The sequence below is a fragment of the Streptomyces sp. NPDC085946 genome (genome assembly GCF_044540485.1).
Lineage (GTDB): Bacteria > Actinomycetota > Actinomycetes > Streptomycetales > Streptomycetaceae > Streptomyces.
In genome coordinates, this window is record NZ_JBITSF010000002.1 from 435,328 (window position 1) to 456,672 (window position 21,345).

The following is a 21,345-nucleotide window of genomic DNA, read 5'->3' on the forward strand; positions in this document are numbered from 1 at the left end:
CACGACACGCGCAGGAGAGGAGGGACGTCGGGGATGAGCACCAAGGACTTCATCGAGAAGGACTACTACAAGGTCCTCGGCGTCCCCAAGGACGCCACCGAGGCCGAGATCAAGAAGGCGTACCGGAAGCTCGCCCGCGAGTTCCACCCGGACGCCAACAAGGGCAACACCAGGGCGGAGGAGCGGTTCAAGGAGATCTCCGAGGCGAACGACGTCCTCGGCGACCCCAAGAAGCGCAAGGAGTACGACGAGGCGCGCGCCCTCTTCGGCAACGGCGGTTTCCGCCCGGGGCCCGGCGCGGGCGGCGGCTCGTTCAACTTCGACCTGGGCGACCTGTTCGGCGGCCAGGCCGCCGGCGGAGCCGGGGGCTTCGGCGGCGGACTCGGTGACGTCTTCGGGGGCCTGTTCAACCGCGGGGGCGCGGGCACCACGCGCACCCAGCCGCGGCGCGGCCAGGACATCGAGTCCGAGGTCACCTTGAGCTTCACCGAGGCGATCGAGGGCGCGACGGTCCCGCTGCGGATGTCCAGCCAGCAGCCGTGCAAGGCGTGCTCGGGCACCGGCGACAGCAACGGCACGCCGCGCGTGTGCCCGACCTGCGTCGGCACCGGGCAGGTGGCGCGCGGCTCCGGCGGCGGCTTCTCCCTCACCGACCCCTGCCCCGACTGCAAGGGCCGCGGCCTGATCGCCGAGAACCCCTGCGACGTCTGCAAGGGCAGCGGCCGGGCCAAGTCCTCGCGGACGATGCAGGTGCGCATCCCCGCGGGCGTCAGCGACGGCCAGCGGATCCGGCTGCGCGGCAAGGGCGCGCCGGGCGAGCGGGGCGGCCCGGCGGGCGACCTGTACGTGGTGGTCCACGTCAAGGAGCACCCCGTCTTCGGCCGCAAGGGCGACAACCTCACCGTCACCGTGCCCGTCACGTACCCCGAGGCGGCCCTCGGCGGCGAGGTCCGCGTCCCGACGCTGGGCGGTCCGCCCGTCACGCTGAAGCTGCCGCCGGGCACGCCCAACGGCCGCACCATGCGCGCCCGGGGCAAGGGCGCGGTCCGCAAGGACGGCACCCGCGGCGACCTCCTGGTCACCGTGGAGGTGAGTGTTCCCCAGGACCTGTCGGGGAAGGCTCGTGACGCACTCGAGGCGTACCGCGAGGCGACCGCGGGCGAGGACCCGCGGGCGGAGCTGTTCCAGGCCGCGAAGGGAGCTTGATGAGATGGACGGCCGTCGACGCAACCCGTATGAACTGACCGAGGACACCCCGGTCTACGTCATCTCGGTGGCGGCCCAGCTCTCCGGTCTGCACCCGCAGACCCTGCGCCAGTACGACCGCCTGGGCCTGGTCTCCCCGGACCGCACGGCCGGCCGCGGCCGGCGCTACTCGGCCCGCGACATCGAACTGCTCCGGCAGGTGCAGCAGTTGTCGCAGGACGAGGGCATCAACCTGGCGGGCATCAAGCGCATCATCGAACTGGAGAACCAGGTCGCCGCGCTCCAGTCCCGCGTGGCGGAGCTCCAGGACGCCCTGGAGGGCGCCGCGGCGGCGATGCGCCAGCGCGAGGCGGCGGTGCACGCCTCCTACCGCCGCGACCTGGTCCCGTACCAGGAGGTCCAGCAGACCAGTGCCCTGGTGGTGTGGCGGCCGAAGCGGCAGCAGTCCGACTGAGGCGCCGCACGGCGACTCCCGTGAAGGGCCCGGACGTCATGCGTCCGGGCCCTTCCGCGTCTCCCTACGGGGCGGTGACGGCCCAGGCGCCGGCCGGGGCGGACTGCGTGCCGTCCGCGGCCACAGCGGTCACCCAGTAGTACGAGGCGGTGCCGCGCCGCGCGCCGGTGTCGACGTGGCCGGCGGTGCCGGCCGGGACGTCGGCGATCCGCTCGTACGCCCCGGTCTCCGGGTTCCAGCGGTGGAGGCGGTAGCCGCCCGCCGCCTCGGGGGCGTCCTCGGGGAGCCCGTGCCAGGCGAGCCGGTTGCCCTCGTCGCCCTCGGCCCCGGTGGCCTCCAGGGTGAGCGGGGAGCCCTCGGGAGTCGCGACGGCGGGGGTCGTGTCGAGTTCCACGGCGGTCACGATCTGCGCCTCGCCGGTCCACTGGAAGGCGGAGTTCCCCGCGGTGTCGACGGCGTCGACGACGAAGCAGGACTCCTCGCCGTCGGGGAGCGTGGTGTACGCGTACGAGGTGGTGCCGGCCGACAGGTGGTAGCCGGGGTAGAGGGAGCACATCCGCTCCTCCTCGTCCCCGATGAGCTCGCCGCGGCGGACGACGTAACGCGCCAGGTCCGGGGCCGGGTTGGGGTCCCAGGCGACGTGGAAGCCGTACTCGGTCGGTGTGGCCGTGACGCCCGTGATGGCGGGCGGCGGGGTCAGGTCGCGCCGCTTGCCGACGGCGGCGGCGGAGCGCGCGGACTCGTTGCCGGCCGCGTCGACGGCCGTCACCCGGTAGTACGCGGTGGCGCCCTCGGCGACCGAGGTGTCGAGGTGGGAGGTCCGGCCGGCGGCGGTCCCCACGGGGGCGTACGTCCCGTCCGCGCTCGCCGCCCGGTACACGCGGTACGACACCGCGTCGGCGACCGCGCTCCAGGCGACCCGCAGGCCGTCCTGCTCGGAGGCGGTGCTCAGCCCGGACGGTACGGCCGGCGCGGTCCGGTCGGCCGTCGTGACGGCCCTCTCGGCGCTCCTGCCGGAGACGTTGCCCGCCCTGTCGAACGCCCGGACCGCGTAGTAGTACGTCGCGCCCGTCTGCGGCAGCGTGGCGTCGGTGTACGACGTGGCGGTGGTCGTCGCGAGCGGCGTGCTGCCGTAGGAGCCGCCCTTCGGCCGCCGGTAGACCCGGTAACCGGCGAGGTCCATCTCCTTGTTCTTCGACCAGGCCGACTTCGCCCTGCCGGTGGCCGCGTCGTACGACACCGCCGTGCCCGTCGGGACGAGGGGCGCGACCGTGTCGACGCTCGCCGAGGTGCGGGGGGCGTAGGCGAACGCGACGTTCGCCGTGCCGGTCATGTTCGCGTAGTCGACGCGCAGGCTGTGCGGGCCCCGGGAGAGCGTCAGGTCGACCGTCTTCGACACGGTCGACGAGACGTTCTTCCACAGGTCGATGCGGAGCGTGCCGTCCACGTAGACGCGGACGCCGTCCTGCGCGGAGGCGGTCAGGGAGAAGGGGCCGCCGGAGCCGAAGTCGCGCGTCACGGTCCAGCGGACGCCGAAGCGATCGGCCGGCAGGCCCGAAGCGGGGGCGCCGGTGCCCCAGTTCTGGTCGACGGCGCTGTCGCAGTCGGTCTTCTTGGGCGTGCCCGAGAAGGTGGTGTTCGCGAAGAACTGCCGCTTGTAGACGGGGGAGACGCAGTCGGCGGCGGAGGCGGGGGCCGCCGCGGTGAGCAGGCCGGCCGCGGTGGCGAGCACGACGGCGGCCGCTGCCGCGGCCGTCGCGCGTCTGGCTGGGATCATTCGGTCCTCTGGTCGGATCGGGACGGCGGGGGGAGAGCCGTCGTGATCACGACTCGCGACGATTGGCCGTGGTTGTACGAGTGTTCGCCCCCGCACCGGCCTCGCACGGTTTCCCCGGGGTGAAAGGTCCGTGAAGGGAGTTTGGAGGCGATTCCGCTGCAGCTTCACCGGCGCTGCGCAGCGTGGTGTTGTCATCTCGTTAAGTGGTTCCGCTTGACGCCGGGGACCGCATCCGCGTTGTCTTTTCAGACACATGGGCCGCAATGCTGTGCCCACGTCCGAAAACGCACCTGAAGTGAGCCCTCGCATGCGTCGTATCGCCATATCCGTGGCCGCCACCACGATGTCCGTCATGCTCGCCGGCTGCGGCGTGCTCAACGCGACCGGGAGCAGCGACGACGCGAGCCCGACCAAGGGCAACGACATCACGGTGGGGCTGCTGCTGCCGGAGAAGGCCAACACCCGGTACGAGAACTTCGACTACCCCATCATCAAGACGAAGGTGGAGTCCCTCACCGGCAACAAGGGCCGGGTGGCGTACGCCAACGCCGAGGCGGACGCGGCCAAGCAGGCCGCCCAGCTCCAGGAGATGATCGACGACCGGGTCGACGTGATCCTGCTGGACGCCGTCGACGCGCACGCCATCGCGGACGGCGTGAAGAAGGCCAAGGCCGCCGGCATCCCGGTCATCGCCTACGACCGGCTGGCCGAGGGCCCGATCGACGCGTACATCTCCTTCGACAACGAGCTGGTCGGCGAGGTGCAGGGCCGCACGCTGCTGGAGGCGCTCGGCGACAACGCCACCGCCTCCGCCAAGGTCGTCATGATGAACGGCTCGCCCACCGACCCGAACGCCAAGCAGTTCAAGGCCGGTGCGCTCTCCGAGCTCAACGGCAAGGTGGCCATCGCCAAGTCCTACGACACCAAGGACTGGAAGCCGGAGAACGCCCAGGCCAACATGGCCGAGGCGATCAGCGTCCTCGGCGCGGACAACATCGCCGGCGTCTACTCCGCCAACGACGGCATGGCCGGCGGCGTCATCAAGGCCCTCAAGGCCGCGGGCGTGACCGACCTGCCGCCCGTCACCGGCCAGGACGCCGAACTGGACGGCGTGCAGCGGATCGTGAGCGGCGAGCAGTACATGAGCGTGTACAAGTCCTACCCGGAAGAGGCCGAGAGCGCCGCGGAGATGGCCGTGGCGAAGGTCCAGGGCCGGGACATCCAGTTCGACGCGCTCACCCGGGACCGGGTCGACAGCCCCACCCACAAGGACATCCCCGCGCAGCTCGTGCCCGTCGTCGCCCTGACGCGGGACAACATCGAGGACACCGTCATCGCCGACGGCATCTACAAGCTGTCCGACATCTGCACCGCCAAGTACAAGGCCGCGTGCGCGGCGATCGGCCTGCAGTAGTCCGCCCCGCCGCCGGCCCCGCCCGCGGGGCCGGGGCCGTCCGGCGGGATTCGGCTCTTTGTCGCAGGGCGGGGGCCGGAGGCGGTCGGATACCGGCCCATACCGGTGGTTTCCGGCGGTCACGGCCTTCGGAGCCGTGTTGCACAGCACGCCCCGTCCGCGCATAGTTGCGCTGCGAAAGGACGCCGCAACCGGGGGTGGGATGGGCGATGGCCGGGCACGGGACGGACGGGCATCCACATGGTGCTGACCGACTGTGCGAGGCCGGGGATCGCGTGTATTCCCGGGCCGTACGGCGCGGCCGCGTGTCGCGCCGGGACGCCGAACCGGTGCCCTGCCTGCTGGACCTCGCCCTGCTGCACCCCGACCCCGACGACATGGACTGGCTGGTGCCGACCTCCCCGCAGGAGGTCATGACCCGGCTGCTGCGCGGGATGTACGACGAGGTCAGCGCGAGCCAGCGGCGGGTGGGCTCGGCGGTGGCGGCCGTCGAGCGGTACGCCGGCCTGGGCCGCCAGGTGCGGCCCGTCCGCCCGGCGGCGGAGGGCTCGGCGATCCGGGTGCTGGACGGACTCGCGCGCATCCAGGCCGCGATGGACGAGGCGACGGAGGCGTGCACCACCGAGGTGCTCACCGTCCAGCCCGGCGGCATCCGCCGCGAGCACGAGCTCTCCGAGGGCCTGCACCGGGCGCTGGCGCTGCGCGGGCGCGGGGTGCGGATGCGCGACCTGTACACGCACGTCGCCCGGCACGGCCAGGGCCTGCTGACCTATCTGGAGCTGATGGGCGACGCGGTGGAGGCGCGGACACTGGACGAGGTCATCGACCGGCTCATCCTCTTCGACCGCACGGTGGCCTTCATCCCCGCCAACGCCGACCGCACCATGGCGCTGGAACTGCGCCACCCCGCGCTGGTCGCCTACCTGGTCACCGTCTTCGAGCGCCTGTGGCGCCTGGCGATCCCGCTGACGGCGCCGCTGCCGGACACCGGGATCGAGGGCATCTCCCACCGCGAGCAGTCGATCGCCGCCCTGCTGGCGGAGGGCCACCAGGACGCGGTCATCGCCGAGCGGCTGGGCATCAGCGTGCGCACCTGCCGGGCGCACATCGCCCGGCTGTCGGAGACCCTCGGCGCGGCCAGCCGCACCCAGCTCGGCGTCCGCATCGCGCAGGCCGGACTGGACGGCCCGCCCCGCTCCGCGGCCTCCCTCGGCGTTCCCGGCCAGGGATCCCCGAGCGTGCGATGAGACAGCCGGGCCGCGCCCGGCTCCCCGCGACCGCGGCGAGCTCGGCGGTGTGCACCCGGGCGGCGCGCACGTCCGCCCCGGGCCGGCCGGCGACCACGGCGCCGGTGCGCCCCTCGACCAGGAGAGCGGCCATGGCGTGCTGCCGGGCGGTGGTGCCGTCGCGGGACGGTCCGGGGGCCTCGGGGCGCGCGCGGCCGCCCCGGTCGAGCAGTGCCCGTTCGCGCCGCAGGGCCTCGATGCGGTGCTCGGCCGCCGCGCCGGGGCGGCCGGAGTGCGGCTGGACGGCGAGGAGTGCGCCGGTGGTGCCGGCCCTGGCCTCGGTGACGGCCCGGTCGATCCGCTCCCTGCCGCTGAGCACCCGGATGGCCGGCGGGCCGGGTTCCGGCCGGGCCGGGTCGCCGGCCGCGGGGTGCAGCAGCCCGGCGTCGACCGGGCAGGGCGCCTCCCGGTCGTCAGCGCTTCTCGTCCAGGATCCCCGACTGTGCGATGAGGAAGCCGAGCTGGGCCCGGCTGCCGCTGCCCAGCGCGCTCGCCAGCTTGGCTATGTGGGCCCGGCAGGTGCGGACGTTCATGCCCAGCCGGCGGGCGATCGCCTCGTCCACGTAGCCCTCCACGAGGAGCTTGGCGATCGAGTGCTGGACGTCGGTGATGCCGTCCGGGGCGGTGCCGTACGGCGCGTTGGCGCTCAGCGGGACCGCGCGGTTCCACATGAACTCGAACACCTTGATGAGGTAGCGGACCAGACCGGTGTGCCGCAGCTCCAGGGCGACCTGCCGGTCCTCGCGGATGGGGATGAAGGCGACCGTCTCGTCGCAGATGACGAGCCGTTCGACCAGCTCGTCGATGGTGCGGATCTCCACCTTGCCGTCGGCTATCTGGTCCACGTAGGCCAGTCGCTCGGGGCTGTAGCGGGCGGTGTGCTGGTAGAGGGTCCGCAGGCGCACGCCGCGCTCGATCAGGGGCCGGTCGCGCTCCAGGCCCTCGACGATCCTCAGCTCGGGGCGGCGGCGGCCGCTGGGCTGGACGGTGAGCATCTCGGTCTGGCACTGGGCGGTGGCGAGGTCCAGGGCCGCGTTGATGCGGTCCAGGCCCTCCAGCACCGTGATCGAGTGGGTGGGCGCGGCGTCCTGGGCGCTGAGGGCCATGAATGGCTCGAAGACGTCGGCGAGCGCGATGGACAGCTGCCGGCGCTCGGTGATCTCCCGCTCTATGGGGTGCAGTCGTTGCGCCAGCGCGACCGACGGCGGGACGGGCCGCAGCCAGCCGGCGTCGTCCGGATCGGGGTGGAGGAGGGCGAATTCCATGAGGCAGGGAGCGGAGTCCACGTCCGCCCGTGCGATGCGTCCCGTCCGCAGGGCATTCGTGTAGAGACGCGCCCCCTCCTCGCAGAGCTCGGTCACCGCATGGGGATGTGTCTCTTCTGTCCCGTTTGTTGCCAAATCTCCACCCCCCAGGGTCCTGAACATGCAGGAACATGATGCACCGATTGTGTGGCCATGACGTGCCCGAATGAGCCATCGTCTTACTCGACGGGGGAAGAGGGGACCTTCAAGTGAGGACGAAGCCGACTATGCGTAAGACAATGCTTCGCTCGGTGCTTGTCGCCACCTTCTCCGCCGTTGTGGCCTTCGGAACCCTGGCTGGCCTCTCCGGCGCGAAGAGTGACGCTCACCTGGCGGGTGGTGCTCAGGTGTCGGGGACTGCGGCTGTCGCGAGTGTCGAGTTCCCGACCCGTACGGACGACAGCGTCTGGGACTGATATGACCACGCCACCTGACGACCGCTCGTTCCGCCGGGAGATGGCCACCGCCTACCGCTCCGGCTGGCACTTCATCGACCTCGTCACCGCCATCCCCCACAGCGGTGACTCGCTGATGGTGACCGTGTTCGGAGAACCGGTCGTCGTCACGCGGGACGAGGACGGAGACGTGCGGGCCTACCGGTGTCTGCGGCGGCCTCGGGGGGCGCCGCAGCCGGTGCGGTGCGCCATCCGGTACGGAATGATCTTTGTGAACCTGGACCAGCGGGACCACCAGCAGGTGGAGACCGGCTCCCCTGTGCCACGGACCATCTCGGCCACCCCCCGCAGTGCCTGACGCGATTCCCCCGTCGTAAAAGATCGCTCAGGTGCTTCCCCCCGCAGCGGCGTCACCGTGACCTGAACACGGTGACGCCGCTGCAGTTTGCGGGGACACCTCCCGGTACGCGGCCGGCCGTCACCGGCCGGAAACGGCCGTCCCGCGGCGCGGACCCCCCGGCGCGCTCACCCCCGGCCCATCGCCCCGGTCAGCTCGATCTCGATCACCACCCGCGCCGGGTTCGGCGACGGCTGCCTCCCGTAGCGCTCCGCGTACCGCCGCTCCGCCTCCGCGACCCGCTCCGGCTCCGCGCGCACGAACGCCCGCCCCTCCAGCGTCGCCCAGCGCCGCCCGTCCACCTGGCAGACGGCGACCGGCGCGCCCTGCGGTCCGGCGGCGGCGACGTTGCGCACCTTCCTGCTCGCCCTGTTCGCGATCACCCGGGCCAGCCGCGCCCCGGGGTCGTAGGTCACCCCGACCGGCACCACGTGCGGGGTGCCGTCCGGGCGGGGGGTCGTGAGCGTGCACAGGTGCCGCTCCTGCCAGAAGGTGAGGTACGGCGCGTCGGGTGCGCCCGGGTCCTGGGGGTACGTGGCCATGAGTCCGGAACTTAGCCGCCGTACGTCTCCCGTGCCACGCCTTGAGTGGAATAGACTCAACTTTGTGTACGTTGCTCAAGTCAGTGCGGATGACGGCTGACGCAAGGAGGAGACAGGGAACGTGGACGCCGAGCTGACCAACCGGAGCCGGGACGCGATCAACGCGGCCAGCAACCGGGCCGTGACCGAGGGTCACCCCGACCTGACCCCGGCCCACCTGCTGCTCGCTCTGCTCCAGGGGCAGGACAACGAGAACATCACCGACCTGCTCGCCGCGGTCGAGGCCGACCTGGCCGCCGTACGCTCCGGCGCCGAGCGCATCCTCGCCGGGCTGCCCAGCGTGACCGGCTCCACCGTCGCGCCCCCGCAGCCCAACCGCGAGATGCTCGCCGTCGTCGCCGACGCGCAGGCCCGCGCCAAGGACCTCGGCGACGAGTACCTGTCCACCGAGCACCTGCTCATCGGCGTCGCCGCGAAGGGCGGCGCGGCCGGCGAGGTGCTCACCGCGCAGGGGGCCGACGCCAGGAAGCTGCTGGAGGCCTTCCGCAAGGCCAGGGGAGGACGCCGGGTGACCACCGCCGACCCGGAGGGCCAGTACAAGGCCCTGGAGAAGTTCGGGACCGACTTCACCGCCGCCGCCCGCGAGGGCAAGCTGGACCCCGTCATCGGACGGGACCAGGAGATCCGGCGCGTGGTGCAGGTGCTGTCCCGCCGCACGAAGAACAACCCGGTCCTCATCGGCGAGCCCGGCGTCGGCAAGACCGCCGTCGTGGAGGGGCTCGCCCAGCGGATCGTCAAGGGCGACGTGCCCGAGTCCCTGAGGAACAAGCGGCTGGTCGCGCTCGACATCGGCGCGATGGTCGCCGGGGCGAAGTACCGCGGCGAGTTCGAGGAGCGCCTGAAGACCGTCCTCGCGGAGATCAGGGACTCCGACGGGCAGATCGTCACCTTCATCGACGAGCTGCACACCGTCGTCGGCGCGGGCGCCGGCGGCGACTCCGCCATGGACGCGGGCAACATGCTCAAGCCGATGCTGGCCCGCGGCGAACTGCGCATGATCGGCGCGACGACCCTCGACGAGTACCGCGAGCGGATCGAGAAGGACCCGGCGCTGGAGCGCCGCTTCCAGCAGGTCTTCGTCGGCGAGCCGTCCGTCGAGGACACCATCGCCATCCTGCGCGGCCTCAAGGGCCGCTACGAGGCCCACCACAAGGTGCAGATCGCGGACTCGGCGCTGGTGGCGGCGGCCACCCTCTCCGACCGTTACATCACCTCCCGCTTCCTGCCCGACAAGGCCATCGACCTGGTCGACGAGTCGGCCTCCCGGCTCCGCATGGAGATCGACTCCTCCCCGGTGGAGATCGACGAGCTCCAGCGCTCCGTGGACCGGCTGAAGATGGAGGAGCTGGCCCTGAGCCGGGAGACCGACCAGGCCTCCCGCGAGCGCCTGGAGAAGCTGCGCCGCGACCTCGCCGACCGCGAGGAGGAACTGCGCGGCCTGACCGCCCGCTGGGAGAAGGAGAAGCAGTCCCTCAACCGGGTCGGCGAGCTGAAGGAGAAGCTCGACGAGCTGCGCGGCCAGGCCGAACGCGCCCAGCGCGACGGCGACTTCGACTCCGCCTCCAAGCTGCTGTACGGCGAGATCCCGGCCCTGGAGAAGGAGCTGGAGGCCGCCTCCGAGGCCGAGGAGGAGGTCGCCAGGGACACCATGGTCAAGGAGGAGGTCGGCCCCGACGACATCGCGGACGTCGTCGCCTCCTGGACCGGCATCCCGGCCGGCCGCCTGCTGGAGGGCGAGACGCAGAAACTGCTGCGCATGGAGGACGAGATCGGCAAGCGCCTGATCGGCCAGGCCGAGGCGGTGCGGGCGGTCTCCGACGCCGTACGCCGGTCCCGCGCGGGCATCTCCGACCCCGACCGCCCCACCGGCTCGTTCCTCTTCCTCGGGCCGACCGGCGTCGGCAAGACGGAACTGGCCAAGGCCCTCGCCGACTTCCTCTTCGACGACGAGCGGGCGATGGTCCGCATCGACATGTCGGAGTACAGCGAGAAGCACAGCGTGGCCCGGCTGGTCGGCGCCCCGCCCGGGTACGTCGGCTACGAGGAGGGCGGCCAGCTCACCGAGGCCGTGCGCCGCCGCCCGTACTCCGTGGTCCTGCTGGACGAGGTGGAGAAGGCCCACCCGGAGGTCTTCGACATCCTGCTCCAGGTGCTGGACGACGGCCGGCTCACCGACGGCCAGGGCCGCACGGTCGACTTCCGCAACACCATCCTGGTGCTCACCTCGAACCTGGGCAGCCACTTCCTGATGGACCCGCTGACCACCGAGGAGCAGAAGAAGGAGCAGGTCCTGGAGGTGGTCCGGGCCTCCTTCAAGCCGGAGTTCCTCAACCGCCTCGACGACCTGGTGGTCTTCTCCGCGCTGACCAAGCCCGAGCTGGAGCGCATCGCGAAGCTCCAGATCGACCGCCTGGCCAAGCGGCTCGCCGAGCGGCGCCTCGCCCTGGACGTCACGCCCGAGGCGCTGGCCTGGCTCGCGGAGGAGGGCCTGGACCCGGCGTACGGCGCCCGCCCGCTGCGCCGCCTGGTGCAGTCCGCGATCGGCGACCGCCTCGCCAAGGAGATCCTCTCCGGCGAGGTCCGCGACGGCGACACGGTCCGCGTGGACCGCTTCGGGGACGAGCTGATCGTGGGCGCGGCGACCGGCAAGACCCTCTGACCGGTCCGTCCCCAGCACCGGGGGCGGCGCCGGACGGCGTCCCCGGTGTTCGGATCCGGACAGAGATCGGCGCCCGGGAGCGCGTCCCGCGCCCCGGGCGCCGGCCCGTCGGGACGGCCGCCCGCCGGCCGCGGAACCGTCCCCGCCCGCGGCCCGCGCGACCCGCGCGACCCGGCGGCGCGGTGCGCGTCCGGCCGGGACCGGACCGCGCGCCGCGCGCCCCGTCCGGCGGCCGGACTGCGCCGCAGACCGGTGCCTCCGCCGCCCGGCGCGTCCCGCGGTCCTCCGCCGAGCGGGTGGTCCGGGGAGCGCCGTGCCGGACGGCGGTCCCGCCCCCGTGTCCCCCGTCCCGCCCACCGGCCCTGCGCCGACCGGCCAGATCATGTCAGCCGAGGGCTGACAGGGCCTGTCGGGGCTTGCCACCCCCCTCCCCGCATGGGGGAGGATGGCGGGATCCGTACGAAGGGAAAAACACGGTGAGCATCGACCCGTCCTCGATTCCGAACTTCGGGGGCCAGCCCGAGCCGCAGCCCCAAGGACCGGCGGGCCCCGTCGTCCCGGATCAGGACCTCGTGAAGCAGCTCCTCGACCAGATGGAGCTCAAGTACGTCGTCGACGAAGAGGGTGACCTCGCGGCGCCGTGGGAGCAGTTCCGCACCTACTTCATGTTCCGCGGCGAGGCCGACCAGCAGGTCTTCTCCGTTCGCACGTTCTACGACCGGCCGCACCAGATCGACGAGAAGCCGCAGCTGCTGGAGTCCGTCGACGACTGGAACCGGCGCACCCTGTGGCCGAAGGTGTACACCCACACCCACGACGACGGCACGGTCCGCCTCATCGGCGAGGCCCAGATGCTGATCGGCATGGGCGTGAGCCTGGAGCACTTCGTCTCCTCGACGGTCAGCTGGGTGCGGGCCGCCATCGAGTTCGACAAGTGGCTCGTCGAGCAGCTCGGCCTGGAGCAGGAGATCAACGAGGCGGACAAGCCCGAGGACGACGAGTAGGGCGCGGACGCCCCCACGACAGCGGCGTGCCGCCGCGTACCACCGGGTACGCGCCGCACGCGAGGGAGAGCCCGGCCCGGGCACCGGCCATCACGGCCGCGTACCGGGGCCGGGCTCTCCCGCGCGCGGCGTCGCTCCGCGGGGGCGACGCTCCGTCCACGGCCTGCGGGCGGCCCGCCCGCGACCCTGGCTAGGCGGCCCCGAGGCCCTTCAGCCGCCGCACGGCCTCCTCCAGCACGCCCCGCTGCTTGCAGAAGGCGAAGCGGACGAACGGGGCGCCCTCCTCGCGGTGGTCGTAGAAGACCGCGTTGGGGATGGCGACGACGCCGGCGCGCTCCGGCAGGGAGCGGCAGAAGGCGATGCCGTCCGTCGCGCCCAGGGGGCGGATGTCGGTGGTGACGAAGTAGGTGCCGGCCGGGCGGAACACCGTGAAGCCCGCCTCCTCCAGGCCGGCCGCCAGCAGGTCCCGCTTGGCCCGCATGTCCGCGCGGAAGTCCTCGAAGTACGCCTCGGGCAGCGCCAGCGCCTCGGCGACCGCGTACTGGAAGGGCCCCGACGCGACGTACGTCAGGTACTGCTTCGCCGAGCGGACCGCCGTGACCAGGGCGGGGGCCGCCGTCACCCAGCCGACCTTCCAGCCCGTGAACGAGAACGACTTGCCCGCCGAGCCGATCGTCACCGTGCGCTCGCGCATGCCCGGGAACGACGCCAGCGGCAGGTGCCCGGCGTCGTCGAAGACCAGGTGCTCGTACACCTCGTCGGTCACCACCAGCAGGTCCCGCTCCACGGCCAGCTCCGCGATCGCGGCCAGCTCCGCGCGGGACAGGACGGTGCCCGTCGGGTTGTGCGGGGTGTTGACCAGCAGCAGCCGGGTGCGGTCGGTGACGGCGTCGCGCAGCTCGTCGAGGTCCAGGCGGAAGCGGGCGGGGCCCTCGGTGTGCGGGCGCAGGGTGACCGGCACGCGCCTGCCGCCCGCCATCGCGATGCAGGCCGCGTACGAGTCGTAGTACGGCTCCAGGGCGATCACCTCGTCGCCCGGCTCCACCAGGGCGAGCAGGGCGGCGGCGATGGCCTCGGTGGCGCCGGCGGTGACCAGGACCTCGGTGTCGGGGTCGAACGACAGGCCGTAGCGGCGCAGCTGGTGCGCGGCGACGGCGGTGCGCAGCTCGGGGACGCCCGGCCCCGGCGGGTACTGGTTGCCGCGTCCGTCGCGCAGGGCCCGGACGGCGGCCTCCCTGATCTCCTCGGGGCCGTCCGTGTCGGGGAAGCCCTGGCCCAGGTTGATGGCGCCGGTGCGCAGGGCGAGGGCGGACATCTCGGCGAAGACCGTCGTCCCGAACTCGGCGAGCCGGCGGTTGAGGAGGGGGCGCGCGCTGGAGGTCATGGCGGCCATCCTGCCAAAGCTCTGGAGTTCCTCAACTCTGCTTTGGGCGTTGGCGGCGCAGGGCATCTCCCGGTCACGCAAGAGCGAGGCGTCCGACGGGGGACCGCTTCGGGGGAACGACCGGGGACTCCCCGGCGGAACGGAAGGAGGGTGACGCCATGGTCATCGGCATCATCCTGGCAGTGATCGCCGTGCTGTTCGTCGCGGCGCTGGTGTCGCTCGCCCGCAGGCGGAGCAGCCGCGTCCGGCCGGTGCGCGGCCGGGCGTCGGCGTCGTCGGGCCGGCGCGACAGCGGTGACGGCAGCTGGTGGGCCGGCGGCGCCGTCGGCTCGTCCTGCGGCTCCTCGTCGGGGGACGGCGGGGGCCACTCCGGCGGCGGCTCGTCCTGCGGAGGCGGGTCGTCCTGCGGAGGTGGCGGCGGCGGATGCGGCGGAGGCAGCTGACACGGGGCAGCGTGCCTGCGCGCGGAAGCCGCGCCCACCCGAGCGGGGCCCGCACCTGGGGCGGGCCCCGCTCTCCCGTGTTCCCGCGCGCGACCTGCCGCTCGGCGCCCCGGCGCACACCACGGCCCGGGCGGCGCACGCCGCGGTGGAACAGTTGAGCTGAGGGGCCCTCTGAGGGATGGAAACCCTCCGAAGTTGGGTAAAAACGCTGTGGCGTGGCCACGGTTCGTGGTTCCCTCTAAATCCCACCGCAGCCCTCGGACGTCCCGTGGACACCTCCTGACGGCCGACCGGGCATACCGGGCCCCCACCCCGGCCCGACGGGGTGCGCGGGGCCCACATCTCCCTCCCCATGTGTGCTTGCGGAGCCGATCCATGCTCACGACCCTGAACACCCCCTACACCGACACGCGCGCGGCCGACCTGGCCTGGGCCCTGGGGCGCGAGCCGCTTCCCGCACTGGCCACGCTCGATCTGGAACTGGCGGGCGCCAAGCTCCAGTTGCGTCTCCTCGGGGCGTCCCACCAGGTCCTCCTGGAGGAGGAGCGGGGGAGTTGCTCGGAGACCGTGGCGTGCATCGCGGGCAGCAGCACGCCCCTGCCGCTGGGGGTCGCCAAGCGCGTGGGCGCGTGGGAGTACGAGTTCGCGGCCCGGGTGGAGGTGCTCTCGCCCGGCTCGTTCGCGGGCCGCGCCCAGGAGTTGCTGGCCCTGGTCTCCGACCATCCGCACGGCCTCGCCGGTGTCTTCCCCGGCAGCCCGCACGCCTTCACGGCCATGCTGGCCCAGCGCCAGGAGGGGCAGATCCACTGGCGGACCTGGCACGCCTACCCGCAGGACGGCCAGTTGGTGGCCACCCGGACCAAGGTGGGCGCGCGGGTGGCGGCGGCCCTGTGAGGTCCGCGGCCGGCGGCCGTCGCGTCCACCGCCGCCGGGCGGGCGTAAACAAACACCACACGTGTGGGTGACGAACCGCGGTCGGGGCGTGACGTAACGTCACAGCGTGATCGAAGCGCACGCGCCCGCTCCGCCCGGCGCCCCGACGCCCTGGGGCGGTCCCCCCGGCGGCCCCGAAGCCCCGGCGCGGCTGCCCGTCCGGCCGGGCACGGCCAGGTTCCTGGTCCTGGCGGGCGTGTTCGTCTGCGCGGCCTGCGGACTCGTGTACGAGCTCGAACTCGTCGCCCTCGCCTCCTCGTTGATGGGCGACTCGGTCACCGAGGCCTCCGTCGTGCTGTCCGTCATGGTCTTCGCGATGGGCATCGGCTCCCTCGCCGCCAAGCGGCTGTGCGGGCACGCGGCGGCCGGTTTCGGCGCGGTGGAGGCCGTCCTCGCCCTCATCGGCGGATGCAGCCCGATGGTCCTGTACGCCGTGTTCGCCTGGACCGGCGACTGGGGCGGCCTGTGGGCGGGCGGCCCCCGCGTCGTCCTGGTCGCCTTCTCCCTCGCCTGCGGCGTGCTGATCGGCGCCGAGGTGCCGCTGCTGATGGAGCTGATCCAGCGCATCCGCCGCCAGGACGCGGGCGGCGCGGTGGCCGACCTGTTCGCCGCGGACTACGTCGGCGCCCTCGTCGGCGGCCTCGCCTTCCCGTTCCTGCTGCTGCCGCTCCTCGGCCAGCTGACCGGCGCGCTGCTCACCGGCACGGTCAACGTCGTCGTCGGCGGCGCCCTCGTCCTCGGCCTGTTCCACCGGGACCTGTCCCGCCGGGACCGCCGGCTGCTGACGGCCGCCGGCGCCGCCGTCCTGGCGGTCCTCGCCACGGCCGCGGTCCTCGCCGACGACTTCGAACGGGCCGCGCGCCACGCGGTGTACGGCGAGGACGTGCGGGTGGCGCTGCGGACCGGCGTCCACGAGGTCGTCCTCACCGGCGGCGCCGACGGCCGCTCCTTCGGCCTGTTCCTCGACGGCCGGCTGCGGGTCAGCGGCCGCGACGAGCAGCGCTACCACGAGGCGCTGATCCACCCCGCGATGACCGGCCCGCACGCGCGCGTGCTCGTCCTGGGCGGCGGCGACGGCCTGGCCACCCGGGAGGTGCTGCGCCACCCGGGCGTCGGCCGGGTCGACGTCGTCGAACTCGACGCGGGCCTGGCGCGGCTGGCCCGCCGCGACCCGGCGCTGTCCGCGCGCAACGGGCACGCCCTCGACGACCGGCGCGTCCGGGTGCTGACGGCGGACGCCTTCGGCTGGCTGCGCGGGGCGCCCCCGGCGGGGTACGACGTGGTGGTCTCGGACCTGCCGGACCCGGGCATCACGGCGAGCACCAAGCTGTACTCGCAGGAGTTCTACGGCCTGGCGCGGCGGGTGCTGGCCCCCGGCGGGCGGCTCGTGGTGCACGCCGGCCCGGTCTCGACGCGGCCCCGGGCGTTCTGGACGGTGGAGGCGACCCTGCGCGCGGCGGGCCTGCGCACCGCCCCGTACCGCACGGGCGGCCGCCACGCCGGGTTCCCCGCCGGACCCGACCGCACCGCCTCCCGCGCCCCCCGCGACTGGGGTTTCGTCCTGGCCGCCCGCACGGACCCCGCGCTGCGCCTCGCCCCGGGCGGCCCGCGCCCCCGCACGCTCACGGACGCGTCGCTCGCCGCGGACGCCCGGGCCGCCTCCCGCACCCGGGTCCCGGACCTGCCGCCGTCGACCCTGGTCCACCCCCGCTACACGCACTGACCCGCCCGGACCCGGCGGGTGCCGCCCCGGTCCTGGCGCCCGGCGGCGGACGGGGGCGTTCACCCGGGCGGCCGACGGCACCGCGCCCGGCCCGGCCGCCCGCACCGCCCGGGGACGGAGGCCGCCGGCCGGCCGGTGACGCCGGGCGGGGGCCGACGCCGGACCGTGTCCCGGCCGCCGCGGGCCGGGCGCCGCGGGCCGGGGCCGTACCGCGGTGACTTTGCCGCCGGCGGGGGTGCGAGACCCCGTCGGCTGGGTACGCTCCGGTGACATGGAGCACGAGGTGTTCGTTCCGGTCGCGGCCGAGCGGTTGAGGGCGGTGCTGGACGATCCCGCGCGGGTCGCCCGGGCGGTTCCCGGGCTCCAGCAGGACGCCGGGGCCGGCCCCCTCGCTGGGCGGCTGAAGATCCGCGTCGGCGGCCACTCGGTCACCTACCGGGGCGCGTTGCGGCTGACCGGGCGCGAGGCGGGGGCGTACGCCGTCGAGGGCGACGCGAGCGAGGCGCGCGGCACCGGCTCGGTGAAGTTCGCGCTGCGGCTGCGCCTGCGGGACGCGGCGGGCGGCACGGACCTGGCGTTCGACGGTTCGGCCGGTGCGGACGGGCGGATCACGCAGTTCCCGGCGGACGCGGTGGAGGCGGCCGTGAGCCGGCTGCTGAACCGTTTCGCGGAGAACCTGGCGGACGCGGCGCGGGAGGCCGGGCCGGGGGCGGAGGACGAGCCGGAGGCCGAGACGGACGACTACCTCGCCGCCGGGGACTTCGAGCCCCGGGCGACCGATGACTTCGACACCACCCCGGACGCCGACGACAGCCCGGTCCCGCCGCCCGGCGACGGCCGTCAGGCGTCCCCGCCCGGGGGAGACGGCGGTGGCGACAGCGCCCCCGCCGCCGCGGCGGCCGGGGAGCACGCCGCCGGGGAGGACGCGACGGAGGACGCCGCCGGGGAGGACGTGACGGAGGACGCCGCCGGGGAGGACGCGGTGGAGGACGCGGCCCGGCGCGGTGACCCCGTGGCCGAGGCGGCGCACGCGCGCCGGACGATGATCGGGCGCAGCGCCGAGGAGGTGGACCACGCCCCGCCGCGCGGCCGGTACGCCCCCGTCCCCGCCCCGCAGACCGTCAGCCCGCCCACCTCCCTGCGCTGGGCGGCCCCCGCGGCGGCCCTGGCGCTGGCCTCGGCGATCGTCGCGGTCCGGGCCCTGCGCCGGCGGCGGTGAGCGCGGTGGGCGGGTGAGGCCCTCTTGATCACCGCAGTAGGGTCGTCCCGTGAGTAACGAAGACATCACGCTGACCGCGGGTGACGCGGAGGTGACCGTGCAGCCGGGCAACGGCGGCCGGATCGGAGGACTGCGGGTCGGTGGCGTCGAACTGCTCCGCCAGGGCGAGCGGTTCGGGTGCTTCCCGATGGTCCCGTGGTGCGGGCGCGTCCGCGACGGCCGCTTCCGGGACGGCGCCGCCGTCCACCAGATGCCGCTGAACGCCGCCCCGCACGCCATCCACGGCACGGCCCGCGACGGCGCCTGGCGCACCGCCCGCACGGGCCCCGACGAAGCCGTCCTCACCTACGACCTCGTCGCCCCCTGGCCCTACCCCGGCCGCGTCACCCAGGTGGTCCGGCTGACCCCGGACGCCCTGACGCTGACCATGTCCGTGGAGACGTACGAGTCGTCGTTCCCGGCGCAGATCGGCTGGCACCCGTGGTTCCTGCGCAGCCTGGGCGGCGAGGACGTGCGGATCGACTTCCGCCCCGCCTGGCAGGAGGAGCGCGGCGAGGACCACCTGCCCACCGGCCACCGCGTCGACCCGAAGCCCGGCCCCTGGGACGACTGCTTCGGGATGCCCGACGGCGTCGACGTCACCCTGACCTGGCCCGGGCAGCTGGAGCTGAGGGTGACCAGCCCCGAGCAGTGGGTCGTGCTGTACGACGAGCAGGCCGAGGCCGTGTGCGTGGAGCCGCAGACCGGGCCGCCCGACGGGCTGAACACCCTCCCGCGCCTGGTCACGCCGCTGGAGCCGCTGGAGGCCACCACCACCTGGAGCTGGCGCCGCCTTTAAGCTGGCCACCATGAGTGACGTACGCGGCGCGCTGCTGCAGCAGATCAAGGACAAGGCCGTCGTGCACGGCAAGGTGACCCTCTCCTCGGGTCTCGAGGCCGACTACTACGTCGACCTGCGGCGCATCACCCTGGACGGCGAGGCCGCCCCGCTGGTCGGGCAGGTGCTCCTGGACCTGACCGCCGACCTCGACTTCGACGCGGTCGGCGGGCTGACCATGGGCGCCGACCCGGTGGCCGCCGCGATGCTGCACGCCGCCGCCGCGCGCGGGAAGCGCCTGGACGCCTTCGTCGTCCGCAAGGCCGCCAAGGCGCACGGGCTGCAGCGGCGCGTCGAGGGCCCGGGCATCGAGGGCCGCCGGGTCCTGGTCGTCGAGGACACCTCCACCACCGGCGGCTCCCCGCTCACCGCCGTCGAGGCCGTGCGCGAGGCCGGCGCGGAGGTCGTGGCCGTGGCGACCATCGTGGACCGGGCGACCGGCGCCGCCGAGAAGATCCAGGAGGGCGCCGGGGTGCCGTACCTGTTCGCGTACTCCAAGGACGAGCTGGGCCTCGACTGAGGTCCACTCGGCCCAGCCCGCTTCGTCTGGAAAGATGGGCGCGACGATGACGTCGCACCCAAGGTTCTAGGTCAGGGCCGAAACGCACCCAGCACGCCCACCCGCAGATACAAGGAGCGGACAGATGCCCATCGCAACTCCCGAGGTCTACAACGAGATGCTGGACCGGGCGAAGGCGGGGAAGTTCGCCTACCCTGCCATCAACGTGACCTCCACCCAGACCCTGCACGCGGCCCTGCGCGGCTTCGCGGAGGCGGAGAGCGACGGCATCGTCCAGATCTCCACGGGTGGCGCCGAGTTCCTGGGCGGCCAGCACAACAAGGACATGGTGACCGGTGCGGTCGCCCTGGCCGAGTTCGCGCACGTCGTCGCCGAGAAGTACGACGTCAACATCGCCCTGCACACGGACCACTGCCCCAAGGACAAGCTCGACGGGTACGTCCGCCCGCTGCTGGCGATCTCCGAGGAGCGCGTCAAGGCCGGCCGCGCCCCGCTGTTCCAGTCGCACATGTGGGACGGCTCCGCCGAGACCCTGGCCGACAACCTGGCCATCGCCCAGGAGCTGCTGGAGCGCACCCGCGCCGCCCACATCATCCTCGAGGTCGAGATCACCCCGACCGGCGGCGAGGAGGACGGCGTCACCCACGAGATCAACGACTCGCTCTACACCACGGTCGACGACGCGATCCGCACCGCCGAGGCCCTCGGCCTCGGTGAGAAGGGCCGCTACCTGCTCGCCGCGTCCTTCGGCAACGTGCACGGCGTGTACAAGCCGGGCAACGTGGTGCTCCGTCCCGAGCTGCTGAAGGAGCTCAACGAGGGCGTCGCCGCCAAGTTCGGCAAGGCCTCCCCGTTCGACTTCGTCTTCCACGGCGGCTCCGGCTCCTCCGAGGAGGAGATCCTCACCGCGCTGGAGAACGGCGTCGTGAAGATGAACATCGACACGGACACGCAGTACGCCTTCACGCGTCCGATCGCCGACCACATGTTCCGCAACTACGACGGCGTCCTGAAGGTCGACGGCGAGGTCGGCTCCAAGAAGACCTACGACCCGCGCACCTGGGGCAAGCTGGCCGAGGCGTCGATGGCCCAGCGCGTCACCGAGGCCTGCCGTCACCTGCGCTCCACCGGCACGAAGATCAAGTAACACCGCGTCCCGCAGGCGCCCGTCCGCACCGCCGCCGGTGCGGACGGGCGCTTCCGCGTCCGGCGATACTGGGCTCATGTCCATTCACGAGAACCTCCTCGGGGGCCCGCCCCCGACGCACCTCCCCGACGACCCGGGACCGCGCGAGCTGCTCGCCTCCGGCACGACGCCCGCCGAGGTCGCCGCCCGCTACCCGTCCTCCTCGCTGGCCTGGGCCCAGCTCGCCGACGAGGCCTTCGAGCGGGGCGCGGCCGTGGAGTCGTACGCGTACGCCCGTACGGGCTACCACCGCGGGCTGGACGCGCTGCGCCGCAACGGCTGGAAGGGGCACGGCCCGGTGCCCTGGGAGCACGAGCCGAACCGGGGCTTCCTGCGCGCCCTGCACGCCCTCGCCCGCGCCGCCCGCGCCATCGGCGAGCAGGAGGAGGACGAGCGCTGCACCCAGTTCCTGAAGGACTCCTCGCCGACGGCCGCCCAGGTCCTCGGCTGACCGTGTCACCCGTCGGGCCCGCCCGTGACCGGGCGGGCCTTGCGGTGACCGGCGGTTTTGCGCAGGATGCGGGGTGGGGACCGGGGCCCCGTGCCGGTAACGGCAGGGCGG

The 21,345-nt window shown here is 73.6% G+C and carries 19 protein-coding genes; 15 read left to right on the forward strand and 4 right to left on the reverse strand.

Going from position 1 to position 21,345, the window contains the following annotated elements; all coding sequences use genetic code 11:
- Positions 1-33: 33 nt before the first annotated feature.
- Both dnaJ and ACIF8T_RS07615 read left to right on the forward strand, forming a co-directional pair.
- A complete protein-coding gene (dnaJ, locus tag ACIF8T_RS07610) occupies positions 34-1,206 on the forward strand; it encodes a molecular chaperone DnaJ (RefSeq protein ID WP_400032207.1) in 1,173 nt (390 codons plus the stop codon).
- A 4-nt stretch (positions 1,207-1,210) separates the two neighbouring features.
- Complete coding sequence (locus ACIF8T_RS07615) at positions 1,211-1,660, forward strand: heat shock protein transcriptional repressor HspR (RefSeq protein WP_400032209.1); 450 nt, start codon at positions 1,211-1,213, stop codon at positions 1,658-1,660.
- 64 nt (positions 1,661-1,724) lie between these two features.
- Here the strand turns inward: ACIF8T_RS07615 and ACIF8T_RS07620 are convergent, their stop codons facing one another.
- Positions 1,725-3,437 (reverse strand): PA14 domain-containing protein, encoded by a 1,713-nt coding sequence (locus tag ACIF8T_RS07620; protein ID WP_400032211.1) that lies wholly within the window; start codon positions 3,435-3,437, stop codon positions 1,725-1,727.
- A gap of 307 nt (positions 3,438-3,744) precedes the next feature.
- Here ACIF8T_RS07620 and ACIF8T_RS07625 point away from each other — a divergent pair, with 307 nt between their 5' ends.
- Positions 3,745-4,851: a sugar ABC transporter substrate-binding protein gene (locus ACIF8T_RS07625; RefSeq protein WP_400032213.1), complete on the forward strand. Its 1,107-nt coding sequence runs from the start codon at positions 3,745-3,747 to the stop codon at positions 4,849-4,851.
- 209 nt (positions 4,852-5,060) lie between these two features.
- Positions 5,061-6,098: a LuxR C-terminal-related transcriptional regulator gene (locus ACIF8T_RS07630; RefSeq protein ID WP_400032215.1), complete on the forward strand. Its 1,038-nt coding sequence runs from the start codon at positions 5,061-5,063 to the stop codon at positions 6,096-6,098.
- A 452-nt stretch (positions 6,099-6,550) separates the two neighbouring features.
- Here ACIF8T_RS07630 and ACIF8T_RS07635 read toward each other — a convergent pair whose 3' ends face one another.
- A complete protein-coding gene (locus ACIF8T_RS07635) occupies positions 6,551-7,564 on the reverse strand; it encodes a helix-turn-helix transcriptional regulator (protein WP_400032217.1) in 1,014 nt (337 codons plus the stop codon).
- 294 nt (positions 7,565-7,858) lie between these two features.
- On the opposite strand from ACIF8T_RS07635, the gene ACIF8T_RS07640 reads away from it, so the two are divergent.
- A complete protein-coding gene (locus tag ACIF8T_RS07640; RefSeq protein WP_400032219.1) occupies positions 7,859-8,194 on the forward strand; it encodes a hypothetical protein in 336 nt (111 codons plus the stop codon).
- A 167-nt stretch (positions 8,195-8,361) separates the two neighbouring features.
- On the opposite strand, the gene ACIF8T_RS07645 is transcribed toward ACIF8T_RS07640, so the two are convergent.
- On the reverse strand, positions 8,362-8,775 hold the full coding sequence (locus ACIF8T_RS07645) for a pyridoxamine 5'-phosphate oxidase family protein (RefSeq protein WP_400032221.1): 414 nt from the start codon (positions 8,773-8,775) through the stop codon (positions 8,362-8,364).
- 121 nt (positions 8,776-8,896) lie between these two features.
- Between ACIF8T_RS07645 and clpB the strand changes: the two genes are divergently transcribed.
- Both clpB and ACIF8T_RS07655 read left to right on the forward strand, forming a co-directional pair.
- The gene (gene clpB / locus ACIF8T_RS07650) at positions 8,897-11,494 is read left to right on the forward strand and encodes an ATP-dependent chaperone ClpB (RefSeq protein ID WP_400032223.1); all 2,598 of its coding nucleotides are present in this window, start codon (positions 8,897-8,899) and stop codon (positions 11,492-11,494) included.
- A 476-nt stretch (positions 11,495-11,970) separates the two neighbouring features.
- Positions 11,971-12,498 carry a YbjN domain-containing protein gene (locus ACIF8T_RS07655; RefSeq protein WP_400032225.1) on the forward strand — a complete coding sequence of 176 codons (528 nt, stop codon included), beginning with the start codon at positions 11,971-11,973 and terminating at the stop codon, positions 12,496-12,498.
- A gap of 190 nt (positions 12,499-12,688) precedes the next feature.
- Here ACIF8T_RS07655 and ACIF8T_RS07660 read toward each other — a convergent pair whose 3' ends face one another.
- Positions 12,689-13,891: a pyridoxal phosphate-dependent aminotransferase gene (locus tag ACIF8T_RS07660; protein ID WP_400032227.1), complete on the reverse strand. Its 1,203-nt coding sequence runs from the start codon at positions 13,889-13,891 to the stop codon at positions 12,689-12,691.
- Positions 13,892-14,040: 149 nt separating this feature from the next.
- Here ACIF8T_RS07660 and ACIF8T_RS07665 point away from each other — a divergent pair, with 149 nt between their 5' ends.
- From ACIF8T_RS07665 to ACIF8T_RS07700, 8 genes are all read left to right on the forward strand, one after another.
- Complete coding sequence (locus ACIF8T_RS07665; RefSeq protein ID WP_400032229.1) at positions 14,041-14,325, forward strand: hypothetical protein; 285 nt, start codon at positions 14,041-14,043, stop codon at positions 14,323-14,325.
- A 375-nt stretch (positions 14,326-14,700) separates the two neighbouring features.
- Positions 14,701-15,219 (forward strand): DUF2617 family protein, encoded by a 519-nt coding sequence (locus tag ACIF8T_RS07670; protein WP_400032231.1) that lies wholly within the window; start codon positions 14,701-14,703, stop codon positions 15,217-15,219.
- Positions 15,220-15,325: 106 nt separating this feature from the next.
- Positions 15,326-16,981 (forward strand): polyamine aminopropyltransferase, encoded by a 1,656-nt coding sequence (locus tag ACIF8T_RS07675; protein ID WP_400032233.1) that lies wholly within the window; start codon positions 15,326-15,328, stop codon positions 16,979-16,981.
- Positions 16,982-17,252: 271 nt separating this feature from the next.
- Positions 17,253-18,200, forward strand: a complete 948-nt coding sequence (locus tag ACIF8T_RS07680) for an SRPBCC domain-containing protein (RefSeq protein ID WP_400032234.1) — start codon at positions 17,253-17,255, stop codon at positions 18,198-18,200.
- Between the two features lie 49 nt (positions 18,201-18,249).
- Positions 18,250-19,038, forward strand: coding sequence for an aldose 1-epimerase (locus ACIF8T_RS07685; protein ID WP_400032236.1), 789 nt, complete (start codon positions 18,250-18,252; stop codon positions 19,036-19,038).
- A 10-nt stretch (positions 19,039-19,048) separates the two neighbouring features.
- Entirely contained in the window at positions 19,049-19,597 is a 549-nt protein-coding gene (gene pyrE / locus ACIF8T_RS07690; RefSeq protein ID WP_400032238.1) for an orotate phosphoribosyltransferase, read from the forward strand.
- A gap of 124 nt (positions 19,598-19,721) precedes the next feature.
- Positions 19,722-20,744 carry a class II fructose-bisphosphate aldolase gene (fbaA, locus tag ACIF8T_RS07695; RefSeq protein WP_400032240.1) on the forward strand — a complete coding sequence of 341 codons (1,023 nt, stop codon included), beginning with the start codon at positions 19,722-19,724 and terminating at the stop codon, positions 20,742-20,744.
- Between the two features lie 76 nt (positions 20,745-20,820).
- Positions 20,821-21,234 (forward strand): DUF3151 domain-containing protein, encoded by a 414-nt coding sequence (locus ACIF8T_RS07700; protein ID WP_400032242.1) that lies wholly within the window; start codon positions 20,821-20,823, stop codon positions 21,232-21,234.
- Positions 21,235-21,345: the final 111 nt, after the last annotated feature.

Excerpts from the sequence above, each read along its gene's own strand:
- ACIF8T_RS07630 (WP_400032215.1), top strand. The coding sequence starts at position 5,061 with ATGGCCGGGCACGGGACGGACGGGCATCCACATGGTGCTGACCGACTG.
- ACIF8T_RS07640 (WP_400032219.1), top strand. The coding sequence starts at position 7,859 with ATGACCACGCCACCTGACGACCGCTCGTTCCGCCGGGAGATGGCCACC.
- ACIF8T_RS07680 (WP_400032234.1), top strand. The coding sequence starts at position 17,253 with ATGGAGCACGAGGTGTTCGTTCCGGTCGCGGCCGAGCGGTTGAGGGCG.
- ACIF8T_RS07620 (WP_400032211.1), bottom strand. The coding sequence starts at position 3,437 with ATGATCCCAGCCAGACGCGCGACGGCCGCGGCAGCGGCCGCCGTCGTG.
- ACIF8T_RS07700 (WP_400032242.1), top strand. The coding sequence starts at position 20,821 with ATGTCCATTCACGAGAACCTCCTCGGGGGCCCGCCCCCGACGCACCTC.
- ACIF8T_RS07645 (WP_400032221.1), bottom strand. The coding sequence starts at position 8,775 with ATGGCCACGTACCCCCAGGACCCGGGCGCACCCGACGCGCCGTACCTC.
- ACIF8T_RS07660 (WP_400032227.1), bottom strand. The coding sequence starts at position 13,891 with ATGGCCGCCATGACCTCCAGCGCGCGCCCCCTCCTCAACCGCCGGCTC.
- ACIF8T_RS07635 (WP_400032217.1), bottom strand. The coding sequence starts at position 7,564 with ATGTTCAGGACCCTGGGGGGTGGAGATTTGGCAACAAACGGGACAGAA.
- ACIF8T_RS07625 (WP_400032213.1), top strand. The coding sequence starts at position 3,745 with ATGCGTCGTATCGCCATATCCGTGGCCGCCACCACGATGTCCGTCATG.
- fbaA (WP_400032240.1), top strand. The coding sequence starts at position 19,722 with ATGCCCATCGCAACTCCCGAGGTCTACAACGAGATGCTGGACCGGGCG.
- pyrE (WP_400032238.1), top strand. The coding sequence starts at position 19,049 with ATGAGTGACGTACGCGGCGCGCTGCTGCAGCAGATCAAGGACAAGGCC.
- ACIF8T_RS07665 (WP_400032229.1), top strand. The coding sequence starts at position 14,041 with ATGGTCATCGGCATCATCCTGGCAGTGATCGCCGTGCTGTTCGTCGCG.
- dnaJ (WP_400032207.1), top strand. The coding sequence starts at position 34 with ATGAGCACCAAGGACTTCATCGAGAAGGACTACTACAAGGTCCTCGGC.
- ACIF8T_RS07670 (WP_400032231.1), top strand. The coding sequence starts at position 14,701 with ATGCTCACGACCCTGAACACCCCCTACACCGACACGCGCGCGGCCGAC.
- ACIF8T_RS07615 (WP_400032209.1), top strand. The coding sequence starts at position 1,211 with ATGGACGGCCGTCGACGCAACCCGTATGAACTGACCGAGGACACCCCG.